Source organism: Mycobacterium sp. E2238, from assembly GCF_001672665.1.
In the GTDB taxonomy this organism is placed as follows: Bacteria; Actinomycetota; Actinomycetes; order Mycobacteriales; family Mycobacteriaceae; genus Mycobacterium.
The window spans coordinates 23,997-35,788 of record NZ_LZKF01000136.1; the positions used below are offsets into that span (position 1 = coordinate 23,997).

An 11,792-nucleotide genomic window follows, 5' to 3' on the forward strand; every position below is an offset into this window, starting at 1 on the left:
CGCCGCTAAGCTCGACTCCCATGACAAGCGTTACCGACTCCTCAGCTCATACCGCAGAGCCCGCCGCCGAGCACACCATCGACATCCACACCACCGCGGGCAAGCTGGCCGAGCTGCACAAGCGCCGGGAAGAGTCGCTGCACCCGGTGGGTGAAGAGGCCGTCGAGAAGGTGCACGCCAAGGGCAAGCTGACCGCCCGTGAGCGCATCCTCGCCCTGCTCGACGAGGACTCGTTCGTCGAACTCGACGCGCTGGCGCGGCACCGCAGCAAGAACTTCGGCCTGGAGAACAACCGTCCGCTCGGCGACGGCGTGATCACCGGCTACGGCACCATCGACGGCCGCGACGTGTGCATCTTCAGCCAGGACGCCACGGTGTTCGGCGGCAGCCTCGGCGAGGTGTACGGCGAGAAGATCGTCAAGGTGCAGGAACTGGCGATCAAGACCGGCCGGCCGCTGATCGGCATCAACGACGGCGCCGGCGCGCGCATCCAGGAGGGCGTGGTCTCGCTCGGCCTGTACAGCAAGATCTTCCGGAACAACATCCTGGCCTCCGGCGTCATCCCGCAGATCTCCCTGATCATGGGTGCCGCCGCCGGTGGGCACGTCTACTCCCCCGCCCTGACCGACTTCGTGGTGATGGTCGACCAGACCAGCCAGATGTTCATCACCGGCCCGGACGTCATCAAGACCGTCACCGGCGAGGACGTCACGATGGAGGAACTCGGCGGCGCCCACACCCACATGGCCAAGTCCGGCACGCTGCACTACGTCGCCTCGGGCGAGCAGGACGCCTTCGACTGGGTGCGCGACCTGCTGAGCTACCTGCCGCCCAACAACGCCACCGACGCGCCGCGCTACGCCGAGCCCGTCCCCGAGGGCGCCATCGAGGACAACCTCACCGAGGAGGACCTCGAGCTGGACACGCTGATCCCGGACTCGGCCAACCAGCCGTACGACATGCACGAGGTGATCACCCGGATCCTCGACGACGACGAGTTCCTGGAGATCCAGAACGGCTACGCCACCAACATCGTCGTCGGCTTCGGCCGCATCGAGGGCCGGCCGGTCGGGATCGTCGCCAACCAGCCCACGCAGTTCGCCGGGTGCCTGGACATCAACGCCTCGGAGAAGGCGGCCCGGTTCGTGCGGACCTGCGACTGTTTCAACATCCCGATCATCATGCTGGTGGACGTCCCGGGCTTCCTGCCGGGCACCGGCCAGGAATACAACGGCATCATCCGGCGCGGCGCCAAGCTGCTGTTCGCCTACGGCGAGGCCACCGTTCCGAAGATCACCGTCATCACCCGCAAGGCCTACGGCGGCGCGTACTGCGTCATGGGCTCCAAGGACATGGGCTGCGACGTCAACATCGCCTGGCCGACCGCGCAGATCGCGGTGATGGGCGCCTCCGGGGCCGTCGGCTTCGTCTACCGCAAGCAGCTGGCCGAGGCGGCCAAGGAGGGCAAGGACGTCGACGCCCTGCGGCTGGAGCTGCAGCAGGAGTACGAGGACACCTTGGTCAACCCCTACGTCGCCGCCGAGCGGGGCTACGTCGACGCGGTCATCCCGCCGTCGCACACCCGCGGCTACATCGGCACGGCGCTGCGGCTGCTGGAACGAAAGATCGCGCACCTGCCCCCCAAGAAGCACGGGAACATCCCGCTATGAGCGACGGGAGTCAGGACATGAGCAGCGAAAACGGTTCTGAGACAACCGAAGCCGCGCACCAGCCACACGAGCCGCACCTCCATATCCTCAAGGGTCACCCCACCGACGAGGAGCTGGCCGCGCTGGTCACCGCGCTGGGCGTCGTCGGCGGCGGCGTCCCCGAGCCCACCGAGCCCGAGCCCACCCGCTGGGGCCTGCCGGTGGACCGGCTGCGGTTCGCGATGTCCAACTACCAGCGGCTCACCATGCAGCAAATGACGCACATGAAGCATTGACCCGGCTGGTCCTCGGGTCGGCCTCGTCGGGCCGCCTGCGGGTGCTGCGCCAGGCCGGCATCGATCCGCTGGTCGTGGTCTCCGGCGTGGACGAAGACGCCCTCGTCGCCGAGCTGGGGCCCGACGCCGCGCCCGCTGAGGTGGTGTGTGCCCTGGCGGCGGCCAAGGCCGAGCGCGTGGCGGACGAGCTGGACGGTGGCGTCGCCGCCGATTGCGTTGTCGTCGGCTGCGATTCGATGCTCTACCTGGACGGCGAACTGTGCGGCAAGCCCGGGTCGGCCGATGAGGCGCTGGCCCAGTGGCACCGCATGGGTGGCCGGTCGGGCCGGCTGCACACCGGGCACTGCCTGCTGCGGCTGGCCGGCGGCGCGATCACGCATCGCGAGGTCGAATCTGCTTGCACCACAGTGTATTTCGCCGATCCCCCGGAGGCTGACCTGCGGGCCTATGTCGCCAGCGGGGAGCCGCTGCACGTGGCCGGCGGGTTCACCCTCGACGGGCTCGGCGGCTGGTTCGTCGACGCGATCGACGGCGACCCGTCGAACGTGATCGGGGTGAGCCTGCCGCTGCTGCGGTCCATGTTGCAGCGGGCCGGGTTGTCGGTGACGGCGCTGTGGGCGCCCGCGCGGAGCCGGTGAATCGCAGGCGCCCACGCGCACACTTTCCGCAAAATTGCGGGTTCGGCGGAAACCCTAGGGTCAAGCCATGACCACGTGGACCGAGTTCACCGCCCAAGCGCCGCGCATTGCCAGCATCTTCGCCCGTCGCCATCACGCCAGCGGCAATCTGTGCATGCTGGCAACCCTGCGCTCTGACGGGTTCCCCCGGATCAGCCCGATGGAGCCGCGGATCTTCGAGGAGCAGTTGTGGCTGCCCGGGATGCCGGCCACCACCAAGTTCCTCGATCTGGCGCGCGACCCGAGGTTCTGTCTGCACACCGCGACCGTCGACACCGAGGTGACCGACGGCGACGCGAAGCTCTGGGGCCTGGCCCGGGTCGTTCCCTACGGCGCGGTGCACCGCCGCTTCGCCGAGACGCTGTTCTCCGAGACCGGATTGGACCTGCGCGAGCAGCGATTCGATCTGCTCGGCGCCGACATCACCGGGGCGTCGGCGGTCGAGGTCCGCGACGGCCACCTGGACATCACCATCTGGAATCCCGGCGTTCCCGAGCGGGTGGTCCGCAAGCACTGACCCGATGGCCGTTGCGGCACTGACGGTAGGCTTTCAGGCGTGGCATTACCCCCGGATCCAAGCCCGACTCTGACGGCCTACGCCCACCCCGAACGGCTGGTCACCGCCGACTGGCTGTCCGCCCATCAGGGCACGCCCGGCCTGGCGATCGTCGAATCCGACGAGGACGTCTTGCTCTACGACGTCGGCCATATTCCCGGCGCGGTCAAGATCGACTGGCACACCGACCTCAACGACCCGAGGGTCCGCGACTACATCAACGGCGAGCAGTTCGCCGAATTGATGGACCGGAAAGGCATCTCGCGCGACGACACCGTGGTGATCTACGGCGACAAGAGCAACTGGTGGGCCGCGTACGCCCTGTGGGTCTTCACGTTGTTCGGCCACCCCGATGTGCGGCTGCTCAACGGCGGACGCGACCTGTGGCTGGCCGAGCGCCGGGAGACCACCCTGGACGTCCCCACCAAGACCTCCACCGGCTATCCCGTCGTCGCGCGCAACGACGAACCCATCCGGGCCTTCAAGGACGACGTCCTGGCCATCCTGGGCAGCCAGCCGCTGATCGACGTGCGCTCGCCGGACGAATACACCGGCAAGCGCACGCACATGCCCGACTACCCCGAGGAGGGCGTGCTGCGCGGCGGCCACATCCCCACCGCCCGGTCCATCCCGTGGGCCAAAGCGGTCGACGAGAGCGGGCGATTCCGCAGCCGCGAGGAGCTCGAGGAGCTCTACGACTTCATCGACCCCGAGGACAAGACCGTCGTGTACTGCCGCATCGGTGAGCGGTCCAGCCACACCTGGTTCGTGCTCACGTACCTGCTGGGCAAGCCCGGGGTGCGCAACTACGACGGATCGTGGACCGAATGGGGCAACACCGTGCGCACGCCGATCGTCGCCGGTGAAGAGCCGGGGGCCGTGCCGGTCCGATGACCCTGCCCGCCCCGTTGGCCGAGGTGGTCTCCGACTTCGCCGAAGTCCAGGGCCAGGACAAGCTGACGCTGCTGCTGGAATTCGCCAACGACCTGCCCGCCCTGCCCCCCGAGCTGGAAGAGCAGGCCATGGAGCCGGTGCCCGAGTGCCAGACCCCGCTCTTCCTGCACGTCGATGCCCGCGACCCGAACCGGGTGCGGTTGCACTTCAGCGCGCCCGCCGAGGCGCCGACCACCCGGGGGTTCGCGTCGATCCTGGCCGCCGGTCTCGACGAGCAGCCCGCGGCCGAGATCTTGGCGGTGCCCGAGGATTTCTACACCGACCTGGGCTTGGCCGCGCTGATCAGCCCGTTGCGGCTGCGCGGCATGTCGGCGATGCTCGCCCGCATCAAGCGGCGACTGCGCGAGTCGGCCCAAAATTCCGGCACCGCCTGATCGGCCCGACGGCGCGGCGCTTAGACTTCCCAAGAGTTGTAAGAAACTCTCTTAAAGAAGCCCAAGGCGGAAACACGTCCGCTTCAGATCTGCCAAACAGGAGGCGCAGTGGCTAGTCACGCCAGCTCGAGGATCTCCAAAGTGCTTGTCGCCAACCGCGGCGAGATCGCTGTCCGGGTGATCCGCGCGGCCCGCGATGCGGGCCTGCCCAGCGTGGCGGTCTACGCCGAGCCCGATGCCGATGCCCCGCACGTGCGGCTCGCCGACGAGGCGTTCGCCCTGGGCGGGCAGACCTCCGCCGAGTCCTACCTGGACATCGGCAAGCTCCTCGACGCGGCGGCCAAGTCGGGCGCCAACGCCGTCCACCCCGGCTACGGGTTCCTTTCGGAGAACGCCGATTTCGCGCAGGCGGTCATCGACGCCGGCCTGATATGGATCGGTCCGAGCCCCCAGTCGATCCGCGACCTCGGTGACAAGGTCACCGCCCGCCACATCGCCGCCCGCGCCCAGGCTCCGCTGGTGCCGGGCACCCCCGACCCGGTCAAGGACGCCGACGAGGTGGTGGCCTTCGCCGAGGAGTACGGCGTCCCGATCGCCATCAAGGCGGCCTTCGGCGGCGGCGGCCGCGGCATGAAGGTGGCGCGCACCATCGAGGAGATCCCGCACCTGTACGAGTCGGCGGTGCGCGAAGCCGTCGCCGCCTTCGGCCGCGGCGAGTGCTTCGTCGAGCGCTACCTGGACAAGCCCCGCCACGTCGAGGCGCAGGTGATCGCCGACCAGCACGGCAACGTCATTGTGGCCGGCACCCGCGACTGCTCGCTGCAGCGCCGCTTCCAGAAGCTGGTCGAGGAGGCGCCCGCGCCGTTCCTCACCGACGCGCAGCGCAAGGAGATCCACGAGTCGGCCAAGCGCATCTGCAAGGAGGCGCACTACTACGGCGCCGGCACGGTCGAGTACCTGGTCGGCCAGGACGGCCTGATCTCGTTCCTGGAGGTCAACACCCGCCTGCAGGTCGAGCACCCGGTCACCGAGGAGACCTCCGGAATCGACCTGGTGTTGCAGCAGTTCAAGATCGCCAACGGCGAAAAGCTGGACCTCACCGAGGACCCCACCCCGCGCGGCCACGCCATCGAGTTCCGGATCAACGGCGAGGATGCCGGACGTGGCTTCCTGCCGGCGCCCGGTCCGGTCACCCGCTACGACACTCCCAGCGGTCCCGGCGTCCGCCTGGACTCCGGCGTGGAGGCCGGTTCGGTGATCGGCGGTCAGTTCGACTCGATGCTGGCCAAGCTGATCGTCTACGGCGCCACCCGCGAAGAAGCCCTGGCCCGCTCCCGCCGTGCCCTTTCTGAATTCCACGTCGAAGGGCTGGCCACCGTCATCCCGTTCCACCGCGCCGTGGTGTCCGACCCCGCTTTCATCGGCGACGGCGACAGCTTCTCGGTGCACACCCGGTGGATCGAGACCGAGTGGAACAACACCATCGAGCCCTTCACCGCCGGCGAGCCCCTCGATGAGGAAGACGCCCGGCCCCGCCAGACGGTGGTCGTGGAGGTCGGCGGCCGCCGGCTCGAGGTATCGCTGCCCGGCGACCTGGCGCTGTCCAACGGCTCCGCGGATCCGGCCGGCGTCATCCGCAAGAAGCCCAAGCCGCGCAAGCGCGGGTCGCACGGGGGTGCCGCCGCCTCCGGGGACGCCGTCACCGCCCCCATGCAGGGCACCGTGGTCAAGGTCGCGGTCGAGGAGGGACAGGAGGTCGCTACTGGCGACCTGGTCGTGGTCCTCGAGGCGATGAAGATGGAGAACCCGGTCACCGCGCACAAGGACGGTGTCATCACCGGACTTGCGGTCGAGGCCGGCGCCGCCATCACCCAGGGCACGGTGCTCGCCGAGATCAAATAGCCCAGGGACAGTAATCCTGGGAAACAGTTGTCGACCAGGTCTGGCGCGGGTAGCGTTCGGGTCAGGTTGAGTTCACAGCCGTCCGGATCACGTCAAATGGCGCGGGGAAGGCGAACTCCCTGTCTTTCCGCTTCGATCCACGCCTGACGTTTTCCGCAGCACAACTGCTCTACGGATGGAGTCAGTAATGTCTGTGGCCCAATCTTGGCAGCACAGCCGCGCGGCGCAGTTCACCGCGCGCTGGGACCCATCGGGGACCCTGGTCACGGTGGACGGCGAGCTCGACGCCGCCAACGCCGACCAGCTCGCCGCCTACGTCCGACACGTCGTCGCTCGTTCCCCGCGCGTGATCCTGGATCTGCGCGGCCTGAAATTCATTGGCACAGCAGGCTTTTCGGCGCTACACCGGATCAATGTCGCCTGCTCGGGCGCCCAGGCCTATTGGGCGATGGCGCCCAGCCCGGCGGTGGCTCGGTTGCTGCGCATCTGCGACCCCGACGGCACGCTCCCGGTGACGACGCCCGCGGCCGAGCCGCTTCTGGCATCGCTGCGAGCGGAGGGCGAAGAGCCGCCGTCCCTATTGCAGTTGGTCACGCAGCCGCGTTAGCGACTTCGCCAGCAGCCGGGACACGTGCATCTGGGAGATGCCGACCCGCTCGGCGATCTGGGTCTGCGTCATCGACTCGAAGAACCTGAGCACCAACACGGTTCGCTCCCGCTCGGGCAGGGCCTCCAGCAGCGGGCGCAGCGACTCCTGATCCTCGATCCGGTCCAGGCCGGTATCCACATCGCCCAGGGTGTCGGCGATCGCGCGGGCCTCGTCCTCTTCACTGCCGCCGCCGCTGTCGATGGACAGGGTGTTGTAGGAGCTGCCCGCCACCAGACCCTCGACGACCTCGTCGCGGTCCATGTCGAGTTCGGCGGCCAGTTCGGTCGCGGTGGGAGCCCGGCCGAGTCGTTGGGACAGATCCGCGGTGGCGGTGCCTAGACGCAGGTGCAGTTCCTTCAGGCGCCGCGGCACCTTGACCGACCAGCTGTTGTCGCGAAAGTGGCGGCGGACCTCGCCCATGATCGTGGGCACCGCGAAGGACACGAAGTCGGAACCGGCGTCGACGTCGAACCGCACCACCGCGTTGACCAGCCCCACACGCGCCACCTGGACGAGGTCGTCGCGCGGTTCGCCGCGGCCCTCGAACCGGCGGGCGATGTGATCGGCCAGGGGCAGGCAGCGCTCGACGATCTTGTCCCGTTGACGCTGGAATTCCATCGAGTCGCCGTCGACCGCGGCCAGCTCTCGGAACATGTCCGGGACATCGGCGTACTCGTTCGGGCGCGAGACCGAACCGCCGGCAGCTGGTGGTGTCACCTGCTGGAGGCCGCCCGTCGCGCCGTCAGCGTGATGCCGAAAACGCTGCCGGTTTGGTTGGGCTCGCGACCATCGTGGAAAGTCTGGACGTCGTCGGCCAGGGACGTCAGCACGTGCCAGCTGAAGCTGCCCGGGGCGACAACGTCGTGGGTGTCACACGCCGCCGAGGCCTCTACCACCAACTGGTCGTCCTGCGGGTCCACCACCACGACGAGGGTCGCGTCGGGGGTCGCGCAGCGGATCAGCCGGGTGCACACTTCGTCGACCGCAAGCCGCAGATCCGCGACGGCGTCGAAGTCCAGGTCCTCGAAGGTGCCGATCGCACCGACCAGCGTCCGCAGCATCGCCAAGTTCTCCAGGCGTGCCGCGACGTGCAGTTCGACGGCGCGATGGCCACGCTGACGCTTGTTAGTGCGCAATCCCGCATCGTTCATCTGGTCTCCCGGCAATGTTTGACTGACACTACTACCGCCCCGCAGCGCGCCGTGGACCGTACGTTCGAGCCGATTAGTCATGGTTTCCGCCGGGTGTGCGGCCCGATATGGACGGGCCGGAAACCACCGAAACGGTTCGGACGCGGCGGCTCAAGCGCGTGGCGGTGATCGCCGGGATCGCGCTGGTCGTATTGGTAGTTCTCGCTGTAAGCATCTATGTCGGTGTCTTCGTGTTCCTGCCCCCCGTGGGGTGACCACGCTGACGCAACCCTTCCGGCACTCATCATGGTGCACACCTGATACCCACTCGAAGAGGCGGGTAACCCCCCGCGTTTACTTCCCGGCAAAAATCACTCGGCGCTCACGCACGCCGCGGCGCGGGGGCTCCTAGCTGGCGGGCCACTGCCTCTGCACCTCGGGGTGCTCGGCGTACCAGCGATCGGCGATCCGGCGGATCCGCCGGTGCTCGATCGCTACCCACACCAACCCGAGGACCGTGGCGATGATCGCCACCACCCCCGCGGTCATGCCCTCGTGGTGATGCCCGGTGCCGAAGGCCGACAGGCTTCCGGATCCTCCGATCACACCGGCCACCACCAACAGGTAGCCGGGCCAGTGCAGTACGTCGATCAGCGACTCGCCGGCGAGTGGCCGCGTTGTCCTCAGGTGGTCGACGGGGTCATGAAACGTGTCTCCCATGGCTGCTCCTAGTGGAGATTGGTGACGCATTCGCAGCTCAATACGGGTTGCACCATCAACGGTAGATCTCCCGGGAGGCTTTTGGCGAGACCCCTGTCAGAGGACCAGGGCCGGGCCGGCGATCGGGGCCACGCCCATGGCGACCATCAGCACCATCAGCGTGAACAGAAACCAGCCCGCGCCGTGCCATCCCCACCAGGTGCCCCGCGCCTTCCATACGTGATAGGTCCGCAGGAACGCCCAGAGGCCGGCCGCCAGCAGGATCAGCGGTCCGCCCAGCGCCAGCAACGTCCGCTGCGGCGCGCCGCACGCCGCGGTGTCCACACCGGTGCCGGGACAGGTGCTCACCCACAGCGCGGCCAGGATCAGGAAGCCGACCGCCGCGGCCGCGGCCGCCGCCGCGAACCGGATGGCGGCACGCACCTCGCCGTCCTCCTGTCCCAAGCGATCACCACCCGATCGCTCATCCGCTTTGTGCATCGGTGCCCCTCATATCCCGGGAATTCGTTGTTTTGTCCATCGTTTGCTGCGCCGCAATGGTTACCGCGCGATGACAAGCGGAAATCGCATGGGGACAAATACCCATCGGCAAACCCGGTAAAACGGCCGGATCCCGGGTCGCGGCCGCAAAATTTCCGCCGGTGCGCGAATAGCCCGCAGCGTCAATTATTCGGATGTATTACCGCTGGCACGGGGCGTGGAGCCCGGATAGACACAATATGGTTGGTGTCTCAGGACCGATGAGTACTATCTCTCACATGCCGACAGGCCGAAGGCGGTTATCCCCCGAGGATCGACGCGCTGAGCTGCTCGCTTTGGGGGCCGAAGTCTTCGGAAAGCGACCCTACGACGAAGTGCGGATCGACGAGATCGCCGAGCGCGCCGGAGTGTCCCGGGCGCTGATGTATCACTACTTCCCCGACAAGCGCGCCTTCTTCGCCGCGGTGGTCAAGGACGAGGCCGACCGGCTGTACGAGACCACCAACATGGACGACGCCACCGGCCTCACCATGTACGAAGAAGTGCGGATGGGGGTCATGGCGTACATGGCCTACCACGAGCAGAATCCGGAGGCCGCCTGGGCCGCCTACGTCGGGCTCGGCCGGTCCGACCCGGTTCTGCTGGGCGTCGACGACGAAGCCAAGAACCGCCAGCTCGAACACATCATGAGTCGCATCCACGACCTGGTGGCCAACATCTCCGGGGCGAAGCTGGAAGGGGACGTCGAGCGCGACCTTCGGGTGATCTGTCACGGCTGGTTGGCGTTCACGTTCGAGCTGTGCCGCCAGCGCATCATCGATCCCACGATCAACGCCGAACGCCTCGCCGACGCCTGCGCGCACTCACTGTTCGACGCCATCGCGCGCGTGCCCGAGATACCCGAGGAGCTGTCCCACGCGATGGCGACGGCCCGAATCCAGCCGCGCTAGCCCGCGCTCTTGTCGGTGCGCCTTGGCACCATGGTGAAGTGACCACCCGTGACCCCTTAGGCCGGTTCAGCGCGACCACGCGCGAATGGTTCACCAGCACCTTCGCCGGTCCAACCACCGCGCAGGCCGAAGCTTGGGACGCCATCGCCGACGGCGACAACACGCTGGTGATCGCGCCGACCGGATCCGGCAAGACGCTCGCGGCGTTCCTGTGGGCCTTGGACTCCCTCGCCTCCCCCAGCGCTGTTGACCGCTCGGCCGCGAGGCCGGCCGGCACCCGCGTGCTCTACGTGTCCCCGCTCAAGGCGCTGGCGGTCGACGTCGAGCGCAACCTGCGCACCCCGCTGGCGGGCCTCACCCGCATCGCCGAGCGCCACGGTCGCCCCCCGCCCGGCATCAGCGTCGGCGTCCGCTCGGGCGACACCCCTCCCGCCGAACGCCGGCAGCTCATCGCCCGTCCCCCCGACGTGCTGATCACCACGCCGGAGTCGCTGTTCTTGATGCTCACCTCGTCCGCCCGCGAAACGCTGGCCGGCGTGCAGACGGTGATCGTCGACGAGATCCACGCGATCGCCGCCGGCAAGCGCGGCGCGCACCTGGCGCTGTCGCTGGAGCGGCTCGACGATTTACGGGACGGGCCGCCGGCGCAGCGCATCGGGTTGTCGGCGACGGTGCGCCCACCCGAAGAGCTCGCCCGGTTCCTGTCCGGACGGCAACCGACGACCATCATCGCGCCCCGCACGGCCAAGACCGTCGAGCTGGCGGTGCAGGTTCCGGTGCCCGACATGGCCAACCTGGCCAACAACAGCATCTGGCCCGACGTCGAGGCGCGGCTGGTCGACCTCATCGAGGCGCACAACTCGACCATCGTGTTCGCCAATTCGCGCCGGCTGGCCGAGCGGCTCACCGCGCGGCTCAACGAGATCCACGCCGAACGCTGCGGTGTGGGGCTCTCAGGTGAGACCAACCCGAAGGTGGCGGGCGGGGCGCCCGCGCACATCATGGGCAGCGGCCAGACCTACGGCGCCGACCCGATCCTGGCCCGCGCTCACCACGGCTCGGTCAGCAAGGAACAGCGCGCCCTGGTCGAGGAGGACCTCAAGCGGGGACTGCTCAAGGCGGTGGTGGCGACGTCGAGCCTGGAGCTGGGCATCGACATGGGCGCGGTCGACCTGGTGATCCAGGTGGAGGCGCCGCCGTCGGTGGCCAGCGGCCTGCAACGCATCGGGCGGGCCGGCCACCAGGTCGGCGAGGTGTCCCAGGGCGTGCTGTTCCCCAAGCACCGCACCGATCTGATCGGCTGCGCCAGGATGTCCAGCGGGTTGGCGGGGACCCGCATCGTCTCGATCTCGCCCGCGAGCATCCGCTGCACGGTCACGGCGCAGCCGATCAGATCGGTGCGGTGCTTGGGGAACAGCACGCCCTGGGACACCTCGCCGACCTGGTGGCCGGCCC

The 11,792-nt window shown here is 68.4% G+C and carries 15 protein-coding genes; 11 read left to right on the top strand and 4 right to left on the bottom strand.

Annotation, left to right across the window (positions count from 1 at the left end):
• The first annotated feature begins 20 nt into the window (after positions 1-20).
• The 8 genes from A5711_RS11295 (at position 21) to A5711_RS11330 (ending at position 7,015) form a co-directional block, all read left to right on the top strand.
• Complete coding sequence (locus tag A5711_RS11295; RefSeq protein ID WP_067946432.1) at positions 21-1,670, top strand: acyl-CoA carboxylase subunit beta; 1,650 nt, start codon at positions 21-23, stop codon at positions 1,668-1,670.
• Entirely contained in the window at positions 1,667-1,945 is a 279-nt protein-coding gene (locus A5711_RS11300) for an acyl-CoA carboxylase subunit epsilon (RefSeq protein ID WP_067946435.1), read from the top strand. Before A5711_RS11295 ends, A5711_RS11300 begins: the two co-directional genes overlap by 4 nt.
• Positions 1,942-2,583, top strand: coding sequence for a nucleoside triphosphate pyrophosphatase (locus A5711_RS11305; protein WP_067946437.1), 642 nt, complete (start codon positions 1,942-1,944; stop codon positions 2,581-2,583). The genes A5711_RS11300 and A5711_RS11305 overlap by 4 nt, the downstream gene beginning before the upstream one ends.
• A gap of 67 nt (positions 2,584-2,650) precedes the next feature.
• On the top strand, positions 2,651-3,139 hold the full coding sequence (locus A5711_RS11310; protein ID WP_067946439.1) for a pyridoxamine 5'-phosphate oxidase family protein: 489 nt from the start codon (positions 2,651-2,653) through the stop codon (positions 3,137-3,139).
• Positions 3,140-3,178: 39 nt separating this feature from the next.
• Positions 3,179-4,072, top strand: coding sequence for a sulfurtransferase (locus A5711_RS11315; RefSeq protein ID WP_067946441.1), 894 nt, complete (start codon positions 3,179-3,181; stop codon positions 4,070-4,072).
• Positions 4,069-4,506: a SufE family protein gene (locus A5711_RS11320; RefSeq protein WP_067946443.1), complete on the top strand. Its 438-nt coding sequence runs from the start codon at positions 4,069-4,071 to the stop codon at positions 4,504-4,506. Before A5711_RS11315 ends, A5711_RS11320 begins: the two co-directional genes overlap by 4 nt.
• A 108-nt stretch (positions 4,507-4,614) precedes the next feature.
• Positions 4,615-6,408 (top strand): acetyl/propionyl/methylcrotonyl-CoA carboxylase subunit alpha, encoded by a 1,794-nt coding sequence (locus A5711_RS11325; RefSeq protein ID WP_067946446.1) that lies wholly within the window; start codon positions 4,615-4,617, stop codon positions 6,406-6,408.
• A 175-nt stretch (positions 6,409-6,583) separates the two neighbouring features.
• On the top strand, positions 6,584-7,015 hold the full coding sequence (locus tag A5711_RS11330; RefSeq protein WP_067946448.1) for an STAS domain-containing protein: 432 nt from the start codon (positions 6,584-6,586) through the stop codon (positions 7,013-7,015).
• On the opposite strand, the gene A5711_RS11335 is transcribed toward A5711_RS11330, so the two are convergent.
• On the bottom strand, positions 6,986-7,774 hold the full coding sequence (locus A5711_RS11335) for an RNA polymerase sigma factor SigF (RefSeq protein WP_067946450.1): 789 nt from the start codon (positions 7,772-7,774) through the stop codon (positions 6,986-6,988). The two genes, A5711_RS11330 and A5711_RS11335, sit on opposite strands and share 30 nt — an antisense overlap.
• Positions 7,771-8,208, bottom strand: a complete 438-nt coding sequence (locus A5711_RS11340; protein ID WP_055405180.1) for an ATP-binding protein — start codon at positions 8,206-8,208, stop codon at positions 7,771-7,773. Before A5711_RS11340 ends, A5711_RS11335 begins: the two co-directional genes overlap by 4 nt.
• A gap of 95 nt (positions 8,209-8,303) precedes the next feature.
• Between A5711_RS11340 and A5711_RS26815 the strand changes: the two genes are divergently transcribed.
• Complete coding sequence (locus tag A5711_RS26815; RefSeq protein WP_156744878.1) at positions 8,304-8,462, top strand: hypothetical protein; 159 nt, start codon at positions 8,304-8,306, stop codon at positions 8,460-8,462.
• A gap of 133 nt (positions 8,463-8,595) precedes the next feature.
• Here the strand turns inward: A5711_RS26815 and usfY are convergent, their stop codons facing one another.
• A complete protein-coding gene (gene usfY, locus A5711_RS11345) occupies positions 8,596-8,907 on the bottom strand; it encodes a protein UsfY (RefSeq protein WP_067946451.1) in 312 nt (103 codons plus the stop codon).
• A 96-nt stretch (positions 8,908-9,003) separates the two neighbouring features.
• Positions 9,004-9,387 (bottom strand): hypothetical protein, encoded by a 384-nt coding sequence (locus A5711_RS11350; protein ID WP_067946454.1) that lies wholly within the window; start codon positions 9,385-9,387, stop codon positions 9,004-9,006.
• Between the two features lie 278 nt (positions 9,388-9,665).
• On the opposite strand from A5711_RS11350, the gene A5711_RS11355 reads away from it, so the two are divergent.
• Together A5711_RS11355 and A5711_RS11360 are read left to right on the top strand one after the other, a co-directional pair.
• Positions 9,666-10,337 (top strand): TetR/AcrR family transcriptional regulator, encoded by a 672-nt coding sequence (locus tag A5711_RS11355; RefSeq protein WP_067946456.1) that lies wholly within the window; start codon positions 9,666-9,668, stop codon positions 10,335-10,337.
• Between the two features lie 38 nt (positions 10,338-10,375).
• A partial coding sequence (locus A5711_RS11360; RefSeq protein ID WP_231987462.1) for a DEAD/DEAH box helicase occupies positions 10,376-11,792 on the top strand: 1,417 nt, incomplete at its 3' end.